The organism is Paenibacillus hunanensis (assembly GCF_014645615.1).
Taxonomy (GTDB): domain Bacteria; phylum Bacillota; class Bacilli; order Paenibacillales; family Paenibacillaceae; genus Saccharibacillus; species Saccharibacillus hunanensis.
Window position 1 is genome coordinate 522,658 of sequence record NZ_BMMB01000004.1, and the last position, 23,370, is coordinate 546,027.

Genomic DNA, 23,370 nt, shown 5'->3' on the forward strand with positions numbered 1-23,370 from the left:
AAGCTCTCGTTAAGCAAGGCTGTTCATGAATGAACTTATGGCTGAGATTATTTGATCCGAATGATTCGCACATCCTCATAGGCTGCGGCATCACGTGGCTTGACGACCAGCTGGAGTGAATCGGGATTATCAAGCAGATTGCTATAAAATACATGCTCAAATGTATACGGATTCTCGCTAATAAGTCGGCTACCGATTGGGCGCAGCGTAACCGATTCTTCTCCCTTTTCGGAAATGATGCCTTGCGGAATGAGCCAGAGCTGCTTGGCAAGGTCACCGGATACCTTCTCATCGGCAGTGAAGCGTACGCGCATTTCCAATGGAGAAATCTCTACACGAGATAACGTGATCGTATGGGCGCTCCAGGTTATCGTTCGATTCGGATAAATAATTTCAGTTTGTTGACGCTGAAAATGAGGTGCCAGCGAAATATGCAGCAGCAGTGTAGGCGAATAATGCACCTGGCTGGCATTGGCCGCAGCGACGCCGCTGGCTGTGCGATCATTGGACGACATGATCTGGAACTGAGCTGCAATTTCACGTGGAAAGGGCTGCTTTTGATTCAATCGGACAGTTGCTGTGCCATAGTATTGCTTGGGATTCTGATCATCTGGAGAACCATTCAGACGAGCCGGAGAGTTGCTAAGCAGCTTGCCTGTGGCCACATTACGTAGCTTCACACTGCTAAGTCCGGGGATAGTGGAATCACGATCCGTGTGTGCTGTGTAGAGTAGAATCAACCGATTTTCGTCTGCGGTGACAGCATTGATGGTTAATCGATAACCATTTTGCTCAGCGCTTTTGTTAATCTTTTGAATATAATCATGCTCGATGGCGGAGGTTAGGCTTTGATTGCCAATCTGCTCGCTCTGATAAACACGAAACGGCTCTAGCTCGCCCCAGCTTGCTTCGGTAGAATGCGTGCCGATCAATGGCTTCAGCCAGGTCGTTGTCACTAAAATACAAATGACAATAAAGGTTGATACTGCTACGACGAGAAGTCGTGTATCGAATAAATGGCGCAACCCTGCCCAGAAGGAGCGATGATTGGCAGGAACAGCCGAGTTCTCGACTGCGACAGGAAGGGTAGGCGGGGAAGACTGTGTAAGATGCATCGGCTTGGCATCTGGCGTTGTCGGCTGCTTGTCATGCTCGTTCATCTTCAGTCCTCCTTTCAGATGGTTGATCATGTCCTATAACAAAAACAATGATTTACCTCCATTGTACCTTGTTTTAGATCATAAATTCCAGCCAATCGTGACAAATGTATAGATTTGTTCCTGGGCTGCAAAAGGCGTTCACCTGCGTAACTGAAATACGCAAATGAACGCCTTATCGGATCATCTATTAAAGCAATTATTGAATCATGGAAAGTATGCTTAGACTTTAAATTGACTTACCTGTGCTTGAAGCTGCTCTGCTGTTTTCGCTAGTGAAGTAGAAGAGGTTGTGATCTCTTCCATCGAAGCCAGCTGCTCCTCGGTTGCAGCTGATACATTCATCGTACCTGCTGATGTTTCTTCAGTAATGCGAGCGATCTCTTCGGCAAAACGCATCAGCTCTTCTGTGCTTGCAGACATTTGCTCTGCACCCGCAGATACTTCCTCGATATCACCAGCTACCTGATTAACAGCAGACAGAATACCTTCAAATGCAGTACCCGCCACCGATACAGATTCAATTCCTTTGCTAACCTCTTGTGTGTTTACTTCTACTGCTTGAATCGCACGATACGTTTCCTTTTGAATCGTTGTGACCAGATCGGTAATCTGACGAGCAGAATCAGCCGATTGCTCAGCCAGCTTACGAACTTCATCCGCAACGACTGCAAAGCCGCGTCCTGCATCGCCAGCACGTGCTGCTTCGATCGCTGCATTCAGCGCCAGCAGATTCGTTTGCGAGGAGATACCTGTAATTACATCGGTAATGTTACCGATCGTCTGGGAACGCTCACCCAGCTCCTGTACGATTTGGGACAGGGAAGACATGGAGCCTTGAATCGAATCCATCTGTGCTACCGCTGTACGAATTGCCTGATTACCATCTGCTGACTTGGAAGCAGCTTCTACGGCAGAACCGGATACCGTTTGTGCACGAACCGCGATCTGCTCGACGCCGATGGACATTTCCTTCATTGCTTGCGAAGAACGACTTGTCAGTTCGACCTGACGGTTTGTTCCTTCCGCAACTTCTTGAATAGTTTCTGCAATCTGACGGGAAGCGTCTGTGTTCTGCTCACTGCTCGCTGTCAATTCCTCAGAGGAAGCAGCGATCGTCTCGGACGTTGTAGCTACCGATTCGATCAGGCTACGCAGATTGCCAGTCATGGTGTTAAATGCATTTGCCAGCATACCAACCTCATCACGATTTTTGATCTGGATCATTTCACCTGTCAGATCGCCACCAGCAATGCGTTCAGCCGATGCTTGCAGACGTTTAACGGGTCTGGAGATGAGTGCAGAGATGAAGAAAGCAATAGCAAGACCTGCCAGAATAGCGATGATGGAGATCACAATGACATTAAAGATTGTTTTCTCGCTAAGTTCAGTTGCAGATGCTGTAGAAGCAGTAGCATTTTTATTTTCGAGATCGATTAATTGAGAGAGAGTTGTGTTAGCTGTATACCATGATGGATAGGCTTTGCTATGAAGTGTACTCAGCTCAATCAGCTGATTTTCTTGGCCAGCAGTAATCATAGCTGGAATTAGAGGAAGATATTCGCTATAACTTTTGTCGAATCTTTCGTATAATTCCATTTCCTCTTGTGTTTGCATTAATTGCTTGAGTTTTGGACGCTCGCCTTCGATTTTTTGGAGTAATGCATCCAAGCTTTCCTGAAAGCTTTTTACCTGAGAAGGATTACGCTCTACGCCAACACTTAGCATCAACCGCTCGACATCGGATACATCGCCGTTCATAATACCGAGCAGTGTTACACTAGGCATTGCCTTTTTATCAATGACATCGATTTGCTTGCCCATCCCATTAATACCATAAATACTAAGCGCCGAAATCGCAATCAGCAAAAGGATAACAGCTGCAAATCCAGAGATTAATTTCATCTGAATAGTAAGTTTCATAGTTTCACTCTCCACTAGTCAATTGGTTACTTGTTACGTCATATATATATATCGTCCAAGTTGACAAAAATTTTACAGCCAAAATTACAATTTATTGGTTCTAAATGCCTATACGAGAATTATCAGTAAACATAATTCGATATTAAATTCAATTATTAATTTGATTGAACGTTGTTATAAGAAATTTTAAAAAGAAAATAATTTCGCTATATATATATTATGATGCAAAAAAAATAAATTAATATCGAAATTTGTCGTTTTTGTTATCGGTTTTTACACAGTTAAATCTAGATATAGTCGTTTTACAGTGAAAATGCTGGAATCTTGCTTATACCACAAAGGATCATTGAATTGCTTGTCGACAAACGGTATGATCGAGAAAGAAGCGTACTAACTATAGCTTGAGAGATGAGGAGTGTATACGATGCGGCATCATCAATGGGCATACGTACCGCCAATGGGCTGGAATAGCTGGGACTGCTATGGGGCTGCGGTACGTGAAGAAGAGATTAGAGCAAATGCAGAATATATGGCAAATCATCTCAGGGAGTATGGATGGGAGTACATTGTGGTGGATATTCAGTGGTATGAACCGGAAGCGGTATCATCCGCATACCGTCCATTCGTTTCTCTTGATATGGACGAGTATTCCAGACTGATTCCAGCAACGAACCGTTTTCCGTCCGCAGCCGAGGGGAAAGGCTTTAAGCCGCTTGCGGATTATGTGCATTCGCTCGGACTGAGCTTTGGCATTCATATCATGCGTGGCATTCCGCGTCAGGCGGTGCATGCGGATACGCCGATCAAAGGAACCTCAGTAACGGCGCGTCAGGTTGCGCATACGAACTCGATTTGTCCATGGAATACCGATATGTACGGAGTGGATGCGTCGAAAGAGGGCGCGCAGGAATATTATAATTCTCTATTTGATCTGTATGCAGAATGGGGAGTCGATTTTGTCAAAGTCGATGATATTGCGGCCTCACGTTTATATGATACGCATCTCGCAGAGATGGAGCTGATTCGTAATGCGATCGATCAGTGTGGTCGTGCCATGGTATTAAGCCTGTCTCCAGGGCCTGCACCGCTCGGGTATCATGAAGCGTTCCGGGCAAACGCGAATATGTGGCGCATTACAGATGATTTCTGGGATCAATGGGAACTGCTATATGAGATGTTCGAGCGCTGTGAGCAATGGGCGCAGTTTGTCGAAGTGGGGAGCTGGCCAGACTGTGATATGCTGCCACTCGGTCATATCGGTATTCGTTCCGTTGACGGTGGTGGAAGCGATCGCTGGACACGCTTTACCGAGGATGAACAGACGACGATGATGACGCTATGGTCAATCTTCCGTTCTCCGCTCATGTTTGGTGGCGAGCTGCGTGATAACGATGCATGGACAATGTCGCTATTGACGAACGATGAGGTGCTGGAGGCGAATCGCTCCGGTCATTATGCGCGTCAGGTGTACAGGGATGAGTATGATCGAATCGTCTGGACATCAGAGAATAGCAGAACTGGAGACCATTATGTTGCGCTGTTCAATGCAAGTGATGATCCAGCGCTGGTGCGTGTTAGTCTAGAGCAGCTAGGCTTGTCTGGTACATTCCGCCTGCGCAATCTATGGGAACGCGCAGAAGCAGGTATGGTGAATTATGATATCGATGTGAAGGTTCCAGCACATGGCGCGAGGTTTTATAAGCTGAGTCGGATGGATTATGAGGATGTTATTGTGCGTATGTAGATGTCTAGAAACTATACAAAATAAAAGCATGACAAATAAAAGAGTAGAGCGCATTACGCGTTCTACTCTTTTACGTATAGCTTTATATAGTATGTTTAATCTATTCATGATCAAGCGATCATGTCATATTCAATCAAGCCATAGTCGGCACAGATGCAGGCGCACCTAAGCGTCCCAACGCACTGTAATGATTCTTAATCCAAGCCAGCGCCAGCGTACCCTCACCAGCATGGATACCAGCTACCGGAATAAACGAAGCGATCTCGATCCGCAGTAACGGAGCCATATGCAGAATCTCTTCCTTCAGCTTGAATGCGCCTTCCATATTGTTCGCATGCATAATGCATACATCACGTACATGCTCCATATCTTTTTTTAGCACATCCAGTAGTTTCAGTCGTGCCTTCTTCATCGTACGAATCTTATCCTCGACAATAACCTTCCCCTCTTGAAAGCGGAGCAGTAAATGAATCGACAAGAGATTGCTAATCACAAGCTGTGTACCGGATACGCGTCCACTGCGATGCAGCTGGGATAGACTTGCCGGAATCATGTAAAAGCTCATATCGTTGATCATACCTTGAATCCGGTCGCGAATCTCCAGCGCGCTCATGCCTTCGCGGTAGTACAGAATCCCTTGCAGGATCATCTCGCGTAGTGGGAATGCGCCAATCTTGGAATCTATGCCGATAATCGGCGTTTCTGCGATCTCAGCTGCTTGCAGGGAAGAGTGATACGTTCCGCTCAGCTCAGACGAGCAGTGGATCACAATAATATCATCATAATGCCCTTTCAGGCTCTCATATAAACGAATAAATTCGCCAATCGGCGGCTGTGAGCTGCTTACCTTCTCATGCTCACGCATTTTCTCATAAAATTGCTCGGATGTAATATCGACATTTTCACGATAAACCTCGTCTCCAGCAATCAGGCAAAGTGGCACAACATACACATCGTGCTCACGAGCAAAATCGGCATCCAACATGGCAGTGCTATCTGTTACCCAGGCGATTGTTCTCATTCAGATCACTACTTTCATTCAAAGGTTTCAGCAATGCCTTGAAATATGCAGTGTAGCGCGCCATCTCAAACATTGTGAGCATATGGTATTTTGCAATGATGTGTAGTCTAAGAAGTTAAGACAAAATAGACATATGTACTTCATAACTTTATCATGTAGTTATTATAACTAGATGTGATGTTGATTACAAACTTTAAATGTTGTTACGAAAACGAAATGTTTTTCGTTTCAGCTTCTTTTCGGTATAATAGTAAAATAGTCATTTATAGCAGCAGAGCGTTCACCATTTCGACATGAATATAGACATAAGCTCATTGGAACGTTCGGGTTACATACTCCATATTCTCATTAGCAGTATGACAGGCAATAACCAATATAGTAGCAATGGAAGGAGATACAAGAGATGGAACCGCAATATCCACTGCTCGACCAGCTTAAAGAATGGGGCGAGGGTAAGGTCGCGTATCGCTTTCCGCGCTGGGAACAGCTTCCGATGATCGGCATTTATATGGATCAGCTCGTCGCCTGGCTGGAGTTTCAATTCAATCAGTTTCCCGGCGAAACCGCAGGGAAGCTGATCACCCCATCGATGATTAACAACTATGTGAAGCAGAAGATTATCCCACCTACCGTTAAGAAAAAATATTCCCGCGAGCATATCGCGTACCTGATTATGATCTGCAATCTAAAGCCCGTATTACCGATCGGCACCATTCAAGCAATGATCGCTACACAGCTTAAAACGATGACACTGGATGAGATTTACAATCATTTTTGCGAAGAACAGGAAGCCGCTTCACGGTATACGATGGAGATGGCGAAGCAGGAAGGTCGCCAGCTGCGTGATAATGCAGAAGGTTCGCAGGAGGAGATGTTAGCTGGATTCTCGCTCAAGATGGCGACGCTGGCGAATGCGGGGAAGATTCTGGCGGAGAAGATTACGGGGTTGGAAGGGGAAGCAGAGCAGGAGCAGTTGAAAGATGACCTGGCTCAAGCATGTGAATGATCGTTTGCATAGCATGATAGAACGTGCAAAAGGAACGTGTCTATAATAATTGTACAAACGTATACGTGATTTGAGAGAAGATAAGGATCTGACTCAGCAAGAAATGGCGAATATGCTTCATACTACGCAGACGACATATTCTCGCTATGAGCGTGGCGATCTTGATATTCCAACGGCAGTCCTAATCAAGCTTGCAAGATTCCACAAGGTTAGTATTGACTATCTGTTGAATGAAACCAATCATCCGCAAAGATACGATTCTTAAAAGACGGATTGCCACACTGCAATCAGATGATATACGGCAGCATGAAGAAATTATTTAAGTTATCATCGGAAAAGCGGCTCAGAAAGAAAAAAGATGAACACGCTCTAAGCGATGTTCATCTTTTTGCTGAAATTCTGTTATTTCGCGATTTATATTAAACCTGCCCCGTTTTATGTTTTCCTCAGATTGGACTACTTCCAAATCTGCTATAAAGCAACATCACGCCAAAATATTCTTCCGTCTCGCTTCCTCAATCCACCCCGGAAACTCATTCAACAACCGATCATACAATTCCTCATCGCTTACCTTCGAAATATCATCCAGCTCAAAAAAGTCTGCATTATCGATAAACCGTCCCTGTAAATCATCCAGCTCGCGTAGCACCCCGTAATTCGCATTGCCCAATCCGACAAATTGCCAGAACAGATTATGATGCGAGCTGTCCGTGATCAGGCGAGCGATCTTGCTCTTGCTACTCACGCCGCCATCGCTGAAGAAAATAATATATGTCGGCAGATGAATATTCGGCTCTTCTACGGTATATTTGCGAATCACATCTGCCATCACCGGAGGTTCATTATTCGTACCACCCTTGCTTCCCAGCTTATACGCACGCGCTACATAATCTTCATAATCCTGCGCGGTCACACTTGGCGCACGCAGAAAGTCCTTCGCGAAAAACCACACATCCAGCTCACCATCATCGTCAAAAGCAGCCGCAATCGCCAGTACACGTTCAAAGGCTTCCTGCACGATCCCTTTTTTGTAGAGCGAGTACATCGAACCGGACGCATCGAATACAACTGCCACGCGAGCACGGATCGGAGCGATTTGTTTCTTTTCGAGCGATAACGTTACTTTTTTCTTGAGCAGATCAATTTTGGTTAACGGTACGGTTAACTTGGGCGATTCTGATGGTGCTGGTTGCGAGATGGATGAGGATTGCGTAGGAGCAGCTGATTCAGACGGTGCAGATGAAGTAGCTTCAGCTTGTACAGCTTCTACAGAATTGGAACCGAAGGAAGTCGGCTGAGTAGTTCGCAAATTGGTAGAAGCTGGCTGAGCAACGTCACGGTTCGAAGAAGGGGGGAGAGTCGTATCAGCAGATCCAGTAGTAGCTGTATTCAACCCATTACTAGCCGGAGGTTGTGCATGATCTGCTGCACTATCGCCTTCGATCTCCACGCCAAATGACTCTGCCAGCGGCTGTAGTCCACCGAAGAAGCCGCGTCCAATCGCGCGCACCTTAAATGTATCTTTATATTTATACACTTCGATCAGAATGATCGCTGTCTCAGAAGTGACTTCCGATAACTCGTATGTAATCTGTTGTCCATTCATATGAAGTATTGCCTGACAGTTACGCACCTGTGCGAATGTGCCAGCGCCTTCCAGTGTAGCAGTAAATACACATTTACTAACTGGCGCCTGTTGCAATCGATTCAGATTGAGCACGAAGCGTGAGCTGTACTCATCGGCTTGCACTAGCTGCACGGATTGATGAGGATCAACGTTCTGATTGTAAAAGATAAAATAGTCGTCGGAAGGGACTTTACCTTCATCATTGACCATAAAACAGCTAATATCCAGTGCAGAGGGAGCAGCACCACATTGAATCGTAACTTCCAATGAATCGCCCGGTGGTAGGTTCGTATTTTGCCCTTGATTCAGATTTGTTGATTGTCCAGCCATACCATATTCCTCCCATATGTAAGTAAAGTAAGTAGCTACAATAGAACGTATATGCTTTACCATAAGTTCTCTAATCTTCCACGTCAAACTAAAAATATATAGACGCACAATTATTTTTCTCCTATACGTTCCATGTCGATTGCTTTCTCCTGATAAAGGTTAATAAAGGAAGTTAGTATATTAATATCCAACATACAATCGTACAAGGAGGTATTGATTTGAAAAAAATCACAGGGTGGACAACTTGGAGTCTTGCAGCAGTATTAACGGTGAGCGGTATCGGAATAACGGGTGAGGTACAGGCAGCCAATTCGGTGTCCTACACAGCATCCACCGGATATAGCTCTACACAGGGTAGTAACAACTGGCATTACCAACAAAAAAGCGGAACTACCTATACCGATCTTACATATCAATCCGCGGCTAGTCGCTGGGATGCGAACGGAACCTATCCATGGGTTTCATCCAACGCGCAGCATCCGGGTAATCAGGCAGATGCTGTGCGTACATGGGTGGCACCAGCCAGTGGCAAGGTGACGATTACAGGTACTGTGCAAAAAGGCAGTGCGGAGGGCGACGGCATTACCGCCACAATTATGAAGGATACGACCTCCCTATGGACCCAAACGATTCAAACGACAACCGCAGTACAGCCTACTGGCGTAACGAATATTCCAGTACAGCAGGGTACAGCAATTCATTTTATCGTGAATCGAGTGGGATCGATCAGCTTTGATCATACCTTGTGGAATCCGACGATTGTATTTACACCGGGCGCTTATGTACCGGACGATCATAGCTTGTCGATTCTGGATTTTGGTGCTGTCGCAGGGGATAGTCAGCCAGATGATGCTGCGATTAAGGCAGCGATCCAGCAGGCGAAAGTGGAAGGTAAGGATGTCTACGTGCCAGCAGGGAATTTTGAACTGAGCAATATTCTGACCGTCGATGGGGTGACATTGAAGGGGGAAAATAAAGCCCAAACCATTCTGACTTCGACCAATCCAGATCAGGGTTCGATCGATCTGATCGGCAGTAGCCCGGCAATTCGCAATCTGACACATGTGTATAGTAGCGTAAGCGAGCGAGATGGTACTAACGCGAAGAATAGCATCAGCGTCAAAAATGCAACGAATTTTGTCGTCGATAACATCAATGTCCAAAAAGCCAGCACCGCCGGTATCTATGTTACTGATTCGGTCGGTGGAACGATCACGAACAATACCGTACAAAATACACAGGCAGACGGTATTCATATGACTGGAGACAGCAGTGATATTACCGTGCAATACAATACCGTAAAGCAGGTTGGCGATGATACAATTGCTGTCGTTAGTTACGGTAAGAGTGACAAGTCTGATGGCGACAAAGGTCAAACGAACAACATTCGTATTTTGAATAATGATGTAGGTTATGATTCCAATGCACGCGGTATCTCTGTCGTTGGTGGACGGGATGTGCGGATTGAAAGTAATCATATCGAACGCACACAAATGGCTGGCATCTATATTGCGACTGAAACAGGCCCTGACGGTGATTACAATACACAGCCAGTGGATTCGGTCACGATCAATAATAATGTAGTTGATCGCACAGCCCTGAAGCCGGATGGAGGTCATGCAGATATGCTCGTATATGCAGGCTATACAGCGATCAATGATGTTACGTTTAACGATAATATAAGCTCCAATGCGACCAAATACAGCGCAGGCGTATGGGGACGCTCCACGCCACAGATCGGTACTGTGACATTTAACAATACAACCATTATCAATCCTAAAGACCCAAACCAGGTCTATAATTTTACTAAAGGTACAGTGTACTGGAATGGTGTTCAAGTATATCCAACGAATGCAGCTACCCAACAATAAAGCATAAAAATAATAAAATGAGTAAAGCCAGCAGAAGCGGAGTATTCAGCGACTGCTGGCTTTTCGTTTACACGTCTTCGTCTGAGTGCGGTAGCGGTAGATGGCTCCAAACATGCCGAGCTGCAATCGGACAGTCTGTGTAGTGATATGTAGCTGTATAGCGCTGGATTCTATACAAGTAAGCAGTTATATAGGCTTTGATTCCATAAAGGATTGGAAAATCTAAGGATTGCCCATGTACAACATTACATATGTATTTAATCAAAATGAACTTATTTCGCCTCATATCGTCTAAAATAACGAAATTTGAGCAAAAATATGAAACGTTATATTCGTCTATGCGTATGAACAGTTAAGGAACAATCTGTACATCATCATATGCCGCATCTGTAGAATAGCGATTATTATTCAAGTGACATATGCTCTATTCCAGCATTGCTGTGATGCAGATGCCCATTCTGAAACGGAGGGGTAGAGAGATGGGAACGTTTGATAAGCGCAATTTGGTATTTAGTACACTATTATTAGTTGCTGCCGTGATCTGGATCAGTGCCTTTGCCAGTGAAGCCAGACTGGAACGACAGGTCGAAGCCTATCTGGTGAATGAGCGACAGTATAGTGTGGAGGATATCGATTATATGAAAGCCAGCTTTGGACTGAGTCCGATGATCGGGGTAGAGGTGCATTTTAAGGATGATCCGGATGCGCGTTATTTCTATACACGAAATGATGGCATGATCACCCAGTATAATGCTGGCCCACGTGACGGTATTGATCTACACCATAGCTATGCGTATAAGCATAAAGAAGAAGAGATTGAAGCACGAGAGCATATTCCAGTGCAATTGGCTATGAAATAAGTAGTCATTGTATGATAATGTGCCGCAGATCGCAGAGCTAGCAATAGGAGTACCTCCAGCAACGAGCCGCCTTGTCAAAGGTTGGGATACGAGGCTGGAGGTACTTTTTCTTTTTTGGAAGATGCAAGGTTTTGTATTATGGCAGTGATCTTATAAAATGGATTCGATGTGCCCGTATTCATATCATCCCAAAAGTGGATAAGCTCTGTTTAAATTATTCACTGATTGTCTATTGTATTTATTATTCAAAATGGCATCCTTTTTTCGAGCAGAGCAGAGCAGAGCAGAGCAGAGCAGAGCAGAGCAGAGCAGAGCAGAGCAGAGCAGAGCAGAGCAGAGCAGAGCAGAGCAGAGCAGAGCAGAGCAGAGCAGAGCAGAGCAGAGTAAAGTCGAGTGAAGCAAAGCTTAGCCCACTGTAAATCCAAAGACAAACGAGGTCTGACCGCTAGAATACTTACCATCCTCAGTCATCCAGCTCGCCCCAAACTCATAATAATAATCGCCTGCCTTCTGAGGTGCTTGAAATGCTCCATCATGCATTGTAATGGAGATAGGCTGATCAGCCGTGCTTTGAACATGTGAATTACTCGTATCCTCAGATAGACGAAGGGGATATTGAACCAGCTCGATCACCGCAGGTTCAGGTGTGTAAGGAAAGTGCAGCTGTACACTCGTTCCAGCCTGAATCGTAGGCAGTGACTGCCCTTTCAACATCGCTGCGCCACCTACAAAATCAGCACATCCCTTCGTGCCCCAGCAATAGGAGCTTTGAACAGCTGGAATTGTAGTGTCGCCTGCTTTAACCTGTAATACAGGCAACACATCATCAGATAAGGGTTGCAGGGATGTCGTCTCATGTTTTGGTGTCATGGTTGTTGTCGTTTCTGTTATTGGAGATGCAGGTGACGCTTGATCAGGTGGAACACTGCCTGTAACTGCTGCTGGTGTATGCTGGGTACAGCCAATAATGGCGATCACCAGCACACATATCATAAAAAGCTTACTATTTCTCCTTCTATTCATGTCGTCCACCTCCTATAATAGAAGACGGAAAGAAAATCCATTTTGTTCCTAAATTTCTTGTACATAGAAATAAAGCAGAACGGAGATGAATTGATGTATCATTCATTGCAGGCACGTCTGGAGCAATACCCTTACAGTCATACCCAAAATGCAGCTTCACCTGAATGGATTGCAGAGGCAGAGCAGGAGCTTGGCTATCGTTTACCGGACTCATATGTATGGTGGCTGACGCATTATGGATCACTATTTTTCAATCGGCAGGATGGGGTATATAGTCTAGCACCGCCAGATTTTCGCGAGGATGCGATCGATGATCTGCTGTATAACCATCGTCTGGATGCAGAGGCAGATTGGATACCGGATGGCAGATTATACATCTACCGTCCAGATGAGGATGAGAGCTATTATTGGGATGTAAGTGCGCCTGTCCACGAGCCAGGTATCGCGGTAGAATACCCGATTATGCGTGTCGATATGCTGGACGGATCAGAAGACGTATATGCGAGAAGTTTTGCCGAATTTGTAGAGCAGATGCTGACAACACGCGGATATTAAGTGGAAAAATGGATAGAGCATAGTAGCATATATGCAGTCAGGAGGTTTATATGAGTACATTTGAAAAGCTATTGATCAAGTACATGATCTATGGGTTTGCAGCGGGTTTGTTTTATTCCTTTTTAGCGAACCGAGTCGTAGCCGTATCAACAACAGATCCAAGTGCTGTTATGCGTTCAACACTGAGCGACTATATTATGGATGCGTTGTTTAATGGGACATTGGTAAGTATCATTGCGGGTGCCTTTTTTGCCATTTGTTACTGGGCGAATCGACCGCTAAAGCGTTGAAGATGAGGGAGAGCTGACTCAGATGAAGAATACAGAGCAAGCGAGTACGAGTACCGATGCAACAACCTATCAATACCGCAAATTGCAGGGACTGCCCGAAGCCGAGCTGCTACAGCGCATCGCCCGGCTGCACGAGTCGATATTCGCAGATCCACAGGACGTTGGACTGATTCAGAAAATACATAATAATGTCACGATACAGGATATGGATCAGCTACTCATGATCGTGGCGCTGGATGGAGATCAAGTGGTTGGCTATAAAATTGGCTATCCATTGATGGAAGATGAGCATACCTTTTACAGCTGGCTCGGCGGTGTCAATCCTGCCTATCGTCAGCAGGGCATCGCATCCCGACTTATGGACGAGCAGCATGAGCACCTGCGAGAGCAAGGATATCGCAAAGTCCAGACGAAGACGATGAATCGCTGGCGCAATATGCTGCTGCTCAATATTCAATATGGATTCGATATTGTAGATACAGTTACCGATGCACGGGGGATGTTCAAGATTGTGATGGAGAAGGAACTCATGTAGTGAGAGTGGTGAGTAGGATCAGAGCTGAACGTCACAGCGCTTTGGAATGATAGATTCGTTATAAAAGGTACACATCATACGAAAAGGCAGATCAGTCTACACTGGTCTGCCTTTTGCTATATATGCATAACAGGGACGATTAGACAAAAAGGAATCAATTGAAAAAAAATAAAATAAATATATTTCATACATAATCTAGCAAAATAGGTATTTCCATAATAGTGCAAAAGATGTATTATGAAGAAGATTAAGCAATATATTCACCTCTTATGGCACCTGTCCATATACCTATACAGTTAAAATATATTCTCCGTTAGTATTCCAGAAGCACTGGAAGCAGAGCAGAAGTAGCGCGGAATCGGCGGCAACAAGGAGATAGCACATATGGCATACATGATTCCAGAAACGATTCCTGGTTCAGCCACCCAGGGAGAACGCATTCTATTCAACACCTTCCGCAAACATCTTCCCGACAACTATATTGTCTACTATGAACCCCATATCAATAACGGTCAGCATCGAAGACCAGACTATGTCATTATCGGCCCCGATCTCGGTCTGCTCGTACTGGAGGTAAAGGATTATACCGAGAGTACGCTGCACATGCTCAGCCCGGATGAATGGCAATTACATACACAAAAAGGCACCGGAAGTTTGGAAACCGTGAAAAACCCCATCACTCAGGCGCGTAACTACGCCTTCCATATTCATAATAAATTGAAAAAAGACCGTAACCTGCTCCAGCAGGAAGGCGCTTATGCGAATAGTCTCAAATTCCGTTATGGCTATGGCGTCGTCTTCACTCGGATGAAAGAAGTGCATATGATTCGCAGTGAAATTCATCGCTGTATCGATCTCAATCTGGTACTCACTCGTGAGCAGATTGATCCAGATGACGAGCAATTTGATGCAGATCATCTGCTCGAACGGATGAGTAATATGTTCCCGATTCCTTTTCATCAACGCCAGTGGCTCAGTGAGGAGGATATGACAGCTATTCGGTATCACTTATTTCCCGAAGTACGTATCCGTGCAGATATTCAACATCGCGGCTATTACCAGGATGATGTATTGCTGTCGTTACATAATATTCAGGCGATGGATCTGCATCAGGAGTCACTTGCCCGTCAGCTCGGCGATCGGCATCGACTCATTCGTGGCGTGGCAGGAAGTGGCAAGACGCTGGTGCTCGCTACACGAGCACGCACTCTTTTGCGAGAGCATCCCGATTGGCGCATTCTTGTACTCTGCTACGGTAGCCCGTTATCGTGCAATATTCGTAGCATGATCATGCACAAGTTGCGCGAACCGGAGGATCTATTCGAATGGTCAGCAATGGAAGCAATAGGTGAAGGCGAGCAGACCAATGAGACATGGCAGGAGCAGCTTGAGATTGGTACGTTCCATGATTGGATGTATAAGCACTTTCCATTGAAATTCTCTATGAGTGAAAAGGAAAACGAACGGCAAATTCAGGAGCTGCTGGATCAGCTGGAAAATGGAACTATTACTGCACCACAGTACGATGCGATTCTCATCGACGAAGGTCAAGATCTGGAACACCAATGGCTGGAGCTCATCACAAAGTCACTGAATCCAGACACGCAATCCCTGGTGATCGTTGAGGACAAAGCACAAAAGATATTCCGCCGCAAAGTCAGTCTCTCTCGTAACACCGGACTCGATTTCCGTGGACGTTCCAAAATATTAAACATCAACTATCGCAACACATCGCAGATCGTTCATTTTGCATGGGAATTCTATCGCTCTCATTCCAAGCTCAAAGACAAATTTCAGAATACGATCACCGCAAGTGATGTCGCAGAGATCATCCCACCTCAAGGCACCAAACGCAAAGGCCCTGAGCCACAGATGCGCCACTGCTCGTCGATCGAAGACGAGATGAAGTGGGTGACCGAGCAAATCCAGTATTTGCATCGGGAAAAGAAGGTTGCATACGCTGATATGGCGATTCTGTATCGGGTGAAGGGAAGCTACAAAAACGCCTTTATCGTCGATGCGATTCGTCAAGGCTTGCAGCAAAGCGAGATTCCATTCAACTGGTTCGCTGAGAATAAACGAACGAAGGATCGCTTTGATCGTTATGAAGCGACCGTGAAGATTTCGACGATTGATAGTGCGAAGGGAATGGACTTCCGAGCGGTGTTCATCGTGAACGTGGATGGCATGCCGAGAGAGAAGGCGAAGGATGAGGAATGGGATGAAGAAGTGTCGCGATTTTATATTGGCATGACACGGGCGATGGAGTATTTGTATTTGAGTTATAGCCGGGTGGAAGGGTTCGCGAAGTGGGTGGATGAGAAGGCTCGTCTGGCTACGGGAAAATGATCGGATTTATTTTAAATAGACAATAGAGGCAAAAGGGGAAGTCGACATGGCACGTAGACGAAGCAAAAAGAAACAGCAACAGGAAACCGTTAATGCGATGGGAGCGCTTGTTGTACTGATTGGGTCAGGGACTTTATATTTTACGAAAAGTCTGGTGGCAGCGGCAGTCATTATCGTGATCGGCGTGATTGTCATCGCTATGATCGCTTATCTGATTCATGAAGCCAAAGTATCAAGATTACGGCGCTCAGGAATCGAACAGATCGACAAGATGGATGGGATTCAGTTTGAGAAGTATTTGGAACAGTTGTTTCGTTTGCAGGGATACAAGGCAAATATGACACGTGCGCAAGGTGATTACGGTGCTGATCTGGTGATTAGCCGCAATGGCGAGAAGATCGTAGTGCAAGCGAAGCGGTATAGCAAGAATGTTGGATTAAAGGCTGTGCAAGAGGTTCATGGTGCAATTGCCCATTATAAAGCATCGGCTGGCTGGGTTGTGACGAACAGCGGGTATACGCAGCAGGCTAGGAATTTGGCGGTGTCTAATAATGTACGGTTGATTGGGCGGGATGAGTTGGTGGAGATGATATTGCTAGTGAAAAATAAATAAAAGCAAAGGATGTATTCAAGTAAATTATTAGTGTAGTAGTTGTTATTAAATTAGTGATAGGAGAGATACTTTGAGTTCATTTCAAGATAAAACAAGTGCAAATGATAAGTCTGTAGGATTCGACTACCAATATTATTATTTTCTTTATCTTTTACTAGGCTTAGAAGAAGGAGAATCAATTGGCTTAGAGGTAAAAGATGATGTTCATATTGATTTAAATGATGGTAGACAAATACTAATTCAATTAAAACATACAATACAAAATAATGCTCAAGGCATTCCTATAAATATCACCCAAATGGATAAGGATATTTGGAAGACAATCTATACTTGGACCAATATAATAAATGATCCTATCGAAGGACGTAACACTCAGGCGAAACAGTTTGAGTTCATTAAAAAAACTAATTTCGTATTAGTAACTAATAAATCTAGTAATGCTCAAAATATTTTATTGTCTAAGATAATAGAATTTAAATCTGGAAAACTAAAAGTTCAGGGTTTGTACGATTATATAGAACAATTAGGATCTACTTCTTTAGATGAAAAAATCAAAAAGTATATACAGTTATTACTATTACAAAAAAAGGAATGGTTGTCTAAATTTTTTAATAATTTTAATTTTAATTTAGATGAAGATGATTTAGTAGAAAAAATAAAATCTAAAATACGGACTAAATATGTGAAAAACGAAAAAATAGATTATGTTTTTAGCATGTTAGATAGTAAATTAAGAGAAAAAAATTATATTAATACTAAAAAAGCACAAAAAATATTAATTAGTTTTGAAGATGTTTATCAAGAGTTTAGGACGGTTTTTGAAGCTGGGCAAGATAATTCACTGCCTAGAATAAACAAAGAAATAGAGATTAACGTACCGTTAAAAGAACAGGTGTTCATCAAGCAACTTATTGATATGTATCTATTATCACCAGACAATCAAAAGCAAATGCTCGAATATACAACAGCCATGATGGAATCACATAATAATTTTGAATATTGGCATAAGCAAGGATTGATTACAAGAGATCAAATAAATAAATTCCATGCAAATAGTGTAGAGACCTGGAAAATTATTCACGAAGAAGCTCATCAAGATTTTATAATCCAATTAAATAAAGGTGATAGCAATTTAAATGAAAGTGAATTAGAAAAAGCTGCAGCTACGTGCTTCAATCAAACAAGAAAAAAGATACTTGAATTTGAGAAACATAGTCTAGATACTGCAATGAGTAATGGACAATATTATTTTTTGTCTAATATACCTAAAATTGGATGGCATTTACGATGGAAAGAAAAATATATAATTGAGAGGGGAGTTAAAAATGATTAATGATTTTTTTTATAAGTATAATGAGAAAAAAGAAATATATAATAACGAAGTTTTTGCTGCTCTAGTAATTTATAACGTGATTAAGAAAATGAATACTATAGAGCTAACTAAAGCTTTATTAATAATGCCTTTTATTTCGCATAAACAAACAATGAAATTTTTAAAAAATGAGAACACTCGCATTAATGGAATTGAAGAGTTTATAGTCAAAAAACCAAGATTTTTTTTGAATTTCAATGACAGATACTATTCTCTCCTTACTGTTTCGTTAAATTCTATAATGTTATTAGCCGAATTAGAAGTGGTATCTATCGAAAATGATTGGTTGCTGGTCAATGAGATGAAACCTATGGATATTACACTAGAAAATTGTGGCGAAAGAATTTTTGATGTTACAAAAGCAATTGATAAACTTTCAAAATTATTGAATGAAAAAAAAGAAAATCTATACTTACAATTAAGGGTGGAGCTATGAAATTTATAATAAAAGAATTAGTCCTATGGTTAAAAAACGGAAACAAAAGAACAATCAAATTTGAAGCAAATAAAGTTAATGTAATAACAGGTGATAGTGGGACAGGAAAATCAGTTATACTTGAAATAATAGATTATTGTTTCTTTGGAAGTAAAAGTAGAATTCCTGATGAGAAAATAAATGATAATATTTTATGGTATGGTATAAAATTTGAGGTAAATGATAAAGTTTTTACTATTGCAAGGGGAGCATTAAATATAAATAGATATGCAAGCAAACAATATTATTTTTCAGCAGTGGGAGATGTTCCTGATATATTGCGAATGAATATAGGTGAGAATGAATTAAAAAGCATTATAGAAAGAGAATTTTCTATTGATAGCAATGTTGTAGTACCATATGGAGGGAAAAAAATCAAAAGTGGTAGTAAAATTTCTTTGAGATATTTTTTTCTGTTTAATACTCAATCAGGAGACACCATTGATCATACGGAAGTTTTTTTCGATAAATCAAATGATGTAAAATATGTAGAAGCTCTTCATCGTGTATTTGATTTGGCTACAGGGATCGATAATGTGAAAAACATTTTAATAAAAGAGAAAATTGAAAATTTAGAAAAAGAATTAGTAAGATTTGAGAAAAAAAAGTTGGCACTTCAAAATAGATTTAATATTTATGAGAAAGAAATGAGAAATTTAATTAAAAAAGCTAAAGAATTTGAATTAATCCCTATAGAAATAAATAACTTTGAGAGTGATATTTTGAATCTTGAGAAGATAATTATTGAGATTAAAGACTTGAAATCTTCGGAGAATCTAAAAACATTTAATACATTACAAGATGAAAAAAGGACAATTCAAAGAGAACTGCGAAATTTAGAGAAATTTAAAGATCAGTACAAAAAGTACGAGGAACTAGAAAAAGAAAATTTAGAAAGCCTAAAACCAGTAGAATTTATAAAAAGTAATTATAGTTTAATAATTAAACATCCTGAGATAGAAGATATTATAAACATTCTAAATAATGAAATGAGGGACATAAAAAAAGAGATAACTGCTAAAAAGCCTTTCGATATAAATGTAGAAGATGAAATTAAAGAATTGAAAATAAAGCTAAAAGGTGTAATGAGTAAGCTTGAAGATTATCCTCTTCATGAGGAAAATTTTGCAACAGAAATTCAAAAATATATATTTATGGGTGAGATAAAAACAAAATTAGAGTTTTATCGTAACGTTGATAGTCCCGACTTTGAAGAGGAAAAAATTCAACAAACACAAATTGAACTAAAATCTTTAAAAGAAAAATTAGGTAAACAAAGTCTTGAAAAAGAGTTAGTGATAAATTTATTAGAAGAATTTATTGGTAACTATTTGCGTGAATCTGGAGAAGTATTTGGAATTTATCAAGATTACTTACCTGTTTTTAACTATAAAGAAAAAAATCTTCATTTAAAAAAGCCTGGTGCTTTGGTTTCGTCAATTGTTGGTAGTAGTTCTAATCATATGTTTATGCATTTATGTTTTATGTTAGGATTACATGAATTAATTATTTTTAACAAAGCTCCTTTTGTTCCTAGTTTGTTAATTTTAGATCAACCAAGCAGACCTTATTATGGTGATAAAGAAAAAAAGCAGGAAAATACTAAGGATTGGATGGAAATTCCTGCGGATGATAAGAGTAAAATTACTACAGCGTTTAAATTACTAAATACCTTTATAAGCAAAATGAATATTAATTACGAAGCTGATTTTCAAATTATTGTGTTGGAACATATTCCTTCAACAATTTGGACAGAGGCAGGATTAGAAAATGTTGTATTAGTAGATCGTGAGTTTGAGAATGGTAATGCCTTAATACCGGAATGGCTAATTTAAAGAAAGTGCCTGACGTTTAAGTCAGGCACTTTTATTTTACAATCCTAATTTTTCTTAAACCGTCTACTACTATTTTAGCAAGTTGAAGTTCTTCTTTGTTCCAATCGTGGAAATCCATTTTAAATCCATCACTATTATTTTTATAATCTCTTCTTTTTTTCTCAGATAAATCCAATAAATAATCAACCGATACATCCAATATATTAGACAACTTCACAAGAGTCTGCGAATCAACATCCCTCTTTCCAGTCTCATAATTACCATAAGCCTGTCGAGTAATACCTAATTTATTCGCCATATCTTCTTGAGTCAGATTCTGCAATACACGCTCATTTTTTAGTCGTTCACCATTCAGCACGTTATCACCTCTATATAATAGAGTATAAGGTAACAAAATAGCCAAAAGAATAGAGGTAACAAATCGTTGCTTTTATATAGAAAAAGAAACAAAATGTTGCTATAATGAGCTAAGAAGCAATCGTTGCGTTGCCTTCTTATTTTGTAATAAAGGAGATTTATACATATGTGGATCATCAGTCAAAACGAAAAAATCTGCGTTAATGCTCTTGCTCTTACTGTTGAAACTTCAGACACAACTACTGTCCTATCTGCCTACGCTGGAGATGGAACAGTAGAATCTGCCTTCACCGTTGGTGTCTTTAGTGAAGAACAGCAAGCAATGAATGAAATAAGACGCTTCCAACAATACCTAAGCATGAGCAAGACAGCTCCTTTTCAAATTCAGCAAGACCAAGACTCCTAGTTACATTCATCATCCAAGCTACAGCAGATCAATCTAACCTATACTACTTAAAATACCATCGTAATCTCAATTTCCTGCTTCTTAAACAATTCCAGAAAAAGTACTCCATCAATAGCAACTTCGTGCGCCAATACCATATAATCCACATACACATCAGTCACAATACGATTCTCACGCACCAGCATAAAGCCACCTTTCACAGATAGAAAGGCATAAGAAACACCTTTATACAAAAATTCAATCTCCCGTCGCATCGTAAACCATTCCATCAATTCATCATAAGTCGTTTCATCAGTCATAAGCACAATCTACCTTTCCTTTTCGTTTAACACATTTAACGAGCATATTAAAACTTATGTACATGGCAATAGAGTACAGAGCCATCTACCATCAAGCACACCAAGCAAAATTTGACTTCCCCCAACTCACCCAACTATAATACGTACTCATGAGAGCTGTTGCAGCCATTACATCACCATATCACAATACAACCTGCAAACAGCTCCACTACCTTGATTTCTACAAACGGAGGGTTAACCAATGAATGAGATAATCAAGCTATTTGATGATTATGAGTATATTGTCGATCGTTATACGATCGTAGGCGAATGGGAGGTCTGGGTGCAGCATGCGAAGCTCGGGAAGACACGTATTGCTGTGCGGATCAAGCAGGGACGGGATGAGCAGTATTACCATGATGTCAGTCACTTTTACCAGCCAGGCAGTGAGGCAGCGCCTTACATTTTAGAACAGGCGGGGCAGCATACACCAGAAGCGGCGATTCGTCATGCGATGAATCAGGTGTTTACGCATTTCCGACCGGATGATGCGAAGGCAGAGTGGATATTGAATGAGAATTTTTAGATTGTGGATAGCCTATAAATGAATGAGCCGTGTATAAGGCGTAGCATATCCTAGAGCAAGACGGTATGACGCCATTTCATAACGAGAATAATCCTAATTACGAGAAAAGTAACAAGCCGGATGCGATAGATGCATCCGGTTTTTTGCATGTAGTATTGTTCAGACGCATCTTCCCTGCGTATTTTCTTATGTATTTGCATAACATTTTCTATTCCGGATCACCCTACTAAACCACCTCCACGTAAAAGTTGCATTCAGTCAGAAAGCATGCTATATTCTGACTACAGAACCGAAATGGTTTTTTGGTCACGAAAAGTTTTCGCTACACAACCACTCATCTGCACGCTTATTGAATAGGGCTAGAACGCTGTCTACTGCCTGATTACGCCTGTTCTGAATGGTACGGGATGAATCCAGACAGTAAGGCGATACAGGAGGGAACGCGATGAACGAGCTATTGTGGGATGATGAACCGATCAAATTATCTTTTATGCTAGATCACTTGTTGTTAGAGGAGGAACGTACGATGAGTCATTCACAGGACGAGCGCTATATGAAAATTATTGAATCTGCACGCGATGTATTTTCCAAGTTTGGATTTAAAGGAACGACGGTTGACCGTATTGCGAAGAATGCAGGTATTGGCAAAGGGACGATCTATCTCTTTTTCGAGACAAAGGAAGAGATTCTGAATGCGATTCTGGATGTGTCGCTGACGGAGATGGTGCGTCAGGCAGAGGAGATTATTAACAGCGAAGGGGATAGCAAGGATCGGATGTATCGCGCGATCTATACGTGTATTAGCTTCCGTGGTTACCATACGATCGTTGATCGTCTAGCTGAGGAGCTACAGGAGTTCGGAACGACTGCATCCCATAATGCGCTCTGTCACATCGATTCGGTCGTTAATACCGCAGTGGGCCAGTTGCTGGAACAGGCAGCTGCACAGAAGCTGATTCGTCCGATCGAGAATGTGAAGCTAACCTCACTCGTCCTCATTCATATGTATGATGCGATGACAACGCACTGGGAGAAGGACAACGAACCGCTGAGCAATGACGAAGTGTTCGAGATGCTGCATCGATTCCTTACTTGAAGTTGAACACATCCTATATACAGTCACCACCTAGAGAGAAAAGTTATGACGCGATCCACGT

23 protein-coding genes are annotated in these 23,370 nt (G+C 42.0%); 16 read left to right on the forward strand and 7 right to left on the reverse strand.

Annotation, left to right across the window (positions count from 1 at the left end):
• Positions 1–47 precede the first annotated feature (47 nt).
• A complete protein-coding gene (locus tag IEX62_RS11035) occupies positions 48–1,160 on the reverse strand; it encodes a DUF4179 domain-containing protein (RefSeq protein WP_188775546.1) in 1,113 nt (370 codons plus the stop codon).
• 219 nt (positions 1,161–1,379) lie between these two features.
• The gene (locus IEX62_RS11040; RefSeq protein ID WP_188775547.1) at positions 1,380–3,080 is read right to left on the reverse strand and encodes a methyl-accepting chemotaxis protein; all 1,701 of its coding nucleotides are present in this window, start codon (positions 3,078–3,080) and stop codon (positions 1,380–1,382) included.
• Between the two features lie 424 nt (positions 3,081–3,504).
• On the opposite strand from IEX62_RS11040, the gene IEX62_RS11045 reads away from it, so the two are divergent.
• A complete protein-coding gene (locus tag IEX62_RS11045; protein ID WP_188775548.1) occupies positions 3,505–4,824 on the forward strand; it encodes a glycoside hydrolase family 27 protein in 1,320 nt (439 codons plus the stop codon).
• Between the two features lie 133 nt (positions 4,825–4,957).
• On the opposite strand, the gene fakB is transcribed toward IEX62_RS11045, so the two are convergent.
• Positions 4,958–5,845, reverse strand: coding sequence for a DegV family protein (fakB, locus tag IEX62_RS11050; RefSeq protein WP_188775549.1), 888 nt, complete (start codon positions 5,843–5,845; stop codon positions 4,958–4,960).
• 403 nt (positions 5,846–6,248) lie between these two features.
• Between fakB and IEX62_RS11055 the strand changes: the two genes are divergently transcribed.
• Positions 6,249–6,851: a DUF1836 domain-containing protein gene (locus tag IEX62_RS11055; protein WP_188775550.1), complete on the forward strand. Its 603-nt coding sequence runs from the start codon at positions 6,249–6,251 to the stop codon at positions 6,849–6,851.
• A 49-nt stretch (positions 6,852–6,900) separates the two neighbouring features.
• Positions 6,901–7,116 (forward strand): helix-turn-helix domain-containing protein, encoded by a 216-nt coding sequence (locus IEX62_RS11060; RefSeq protein WP_188775551.1) that lies wholly within the window; start codon positions 6,901–6,903, stop codon positions 7,114–7,116.
• A 219-nt stretch (positions 7,117–7,335) separates the two neighbouring features.
• Here IEX62_RS11060 and IEX62_RS23755 read toward each other — a convergent pair whose 3' ends face one another.
• Positions 7,336–8,808 carry a VWA domain-containing protein gene (locus IEX62_RS23755; RefSeq protein WP_229685721.1) on the reverse strand — a complete coding sequence of 491 codons (1,473 nt, stop codon included), beginning with the start codon at positions 8,806–8,808 and terminating at the stop codon, positions 7,336–7,338.
• A gap of 218 nt (positions 8,809–9,026) precedes the next feature.
• Between IEX62_RS23755 and IEX62_RS11075 the strand changes: the two genes are divergently transcribed.
• Entirely contained in the window at positions 9,027–10,679 is a 1,653-nt protein-coding gene (locus IEX62_RS11075; protein WP_188775552.1) for a right-handed parallel beta-helix repeat-containing protein, read from the forward strand.
• Between the two features lie 479 nt (positions 10,680–11,158).
• The gene (locus IEX62_RS11080; RefSeq protein ID WP_188775553.1) at positions 11,159–11,539 is read left to right on the forward strand and encodes a DUF3139 domain-containing protein; all 381 of its coding nucleotides are present in this window, start codon (positions 11,159–11,161) and stop codon (positions 11,537–11,539) included.
• 405 nt (positions 11,540–11,944) lie between these two features.
• Here IEX62_RS11080 and IEX62_RS11085 read toward each other — a convergent pair whose 3' ends face one another.
• Complete coding sequence (locus tag IEX62_RS11085) at positions 11,945–12,562, reverse strand: hypothetical protein (protein ID WP_188775554.1); 618 nt, start codon at positions 12,560–12,562, stop codon at positions 11,945–11,947.
• 93 nt (positions 12,563–12,655) lie between these two features.
• Between IEX62_RS11085 and IEX62_RS11090 the strand changes: the two genes are divergently transcribed.
• From IEX62_RS11090 to IEX62_RS11125, 8 genes are all read left to right on the forward strand, one after another.
• Entirely contained in the window at positions 12,656–13,117 is a 462-nt protein-coding gene (locus tag IEX62_RS11090; protein ID WP_188775555.1) for an SMI1/KNR4 family protein, read from the forward strand.
• Between the two features lie 50 nt (positions 13,118–13,167).
• Positions 13,168–13,407 carry a hypothetical protein gene (locus IEX62_RS11095; protein ID WP_188775556.1) on the forward strand — a complete coding sequence of 80 codons (240 nt, stop codon included), beginning with the start codon at positions 13,168–13,170 and terminating at the stop codon, positions 13,405–13,407.
• A 22-nt stretch (positions 13,408–13,429) separates the two neighbouring features.
• A complete protein-coding gene (locus IEX62_RS11100; RefSeq protein WP_188775557.1) occupies positions 13,430–13,942 on the forward strand; it encodes a GNAT family N-acetyltransferase in 513 nt (170 codons plus the stop codon).
• Positions 13,943–14,326: 384 nt separating this feature from the next.
• Positions 14,327–16,291 carry a 3'-5' exonuclease gene (locus tag IEX62_RS11105; RefSeq protein ID WP_188775558.1) on the forward strand — a complete coding sequence of 655 codons (1,965 nt, stop codon included), beginning with the start codon at positions 14,327–14,329 and terminating at the stop codon, positions 16,289–16,291.
• A gap of 46 nt (positions 16,292–16,337) precedes the next feature.
• On the forward strand, positions 16,338–16,904 hold the full coding sequence (locus tag IEX62_RS11110; protein ID WP_229685722.1) for a restriction endonuclease: 567 nt from the start codon (positions 16,338–16,340) through the stop codon (positions 16,902–16,904).
• Between the two features lie 70 nt (positions 16,905–16,974).
• The gene (locus IEX62_RS11115; RefSeq protein ID WP_188775559.1) at positions 16,975–18,237 is read left to right on the forward strand and encodes an ABC-three component system protein; all 1,263 of its coding nucleotides are present in this window, start codon (positions 16,975–16,977) and stop codon (positions 18,235–18,237) included.
• Entirely contained in the window at positions 18,230–18,712 is a 483-nt protein-coding gene (locus IEX62_RS11120) for a three component ABC system middle component (RefSeq protein WP_188775560.1), read from the forward strand. The genes IEX62_RS11115 and IEX62_RS11120 overlap by 8 nt, the downstream gene beginning before the upstream one ends.
• Positions 18,709–20,586: a DUF3732 domain-containing protein gene (locus IEX62_RS11125; RefSeq protein WP_188775561.1), complete on the forward strand. Its 1,878-nt coding sequence runs from the start codon at positions 18,709–18,711 to the stop codon at positions 20,584–20,586. The genes IEX62_RS11120 and IEX62_RS11125 overlap by 4 nt, the downstream gene beginning before the upstream one ends.
• 31 nt (positions 20,587–20,617) lie before the next feature.
• Here the strand turns inward: IEX62_RS11125 and IEX62_RS24010 are convergent, their stop codons facing one another.
• Positions 20,618–20,944: a helix-turn-helix domain-containing protein gene (locus tag IEX62_RS24010; RefSeq protein ID WP_188775562.1), complete on the reverse strand. Its 327-nt coding sequence runs from the start codon at positions 20,942–20,944 to the stop codon at positions 20,618–20,620.
• A 165-nt stretch (positions 20,945–21,109) separates the two neighbouring features.
• Here IEX62_RS24010 and IEX62_RS11135 point away from each other — a divergent pair, with 165 nt between their 5' ends.
• The gene (locus IEX62_RS11135) at positions 21,110–21,349 is read left to right on the forward strand and encodes a hypothetical protein (RefSeq protein WP_188775563.1); all 240 of its coding nucleotides are present in this window, start codon (positions 21,110–21,112) and stop codon (positions 21,347–21,349) included.
• Between the two features lie 47 nt (positions 21,350–21,396).
• Here IEX62_RS11135 and IEX62_RS11140 read toward each other — a convergent pair whose 3' ends face one another.
• Positions 21,397–21,648: a hypothetical protein gene (locus tag IEX62_RS11140; RefSeq protein WP_188775564.1), complete on the reverse strand. Its 252-nt coding sequence runs from the start codon at positions 21,646–21,648 to the stop codon at positions 21,397–21,399.
• 241 nt (positions 21,649–21,889) lie between these two features.
• On the opposite strand from IEX62_RS11140, the gene IEX62_RS11145 reads away from it, so the two are divergent.
• A complete protein-coding gene (locus IEX62_RS11145; protein WP_188775565.1) occupies positions 21,890–22,213 on the forward strand; it encodes a hypothetical protein in 324 nt (107 codons plus the stop codon).
• Between the two features lie 445 nt (positions 22,214–22,658).
• Positions 22,659–23,309, forward strand: coding sequence for a TetR/AcrR family transcriptional regulator (locus IEX62_RS11150; protein ID WP_188775566.1), 651 nt, complete (start codon positions 22,659–22,661; stop codon positions 23,307–23,309).
• Positions 23,310–23,370: the final 61 nt, after the last annotated feature.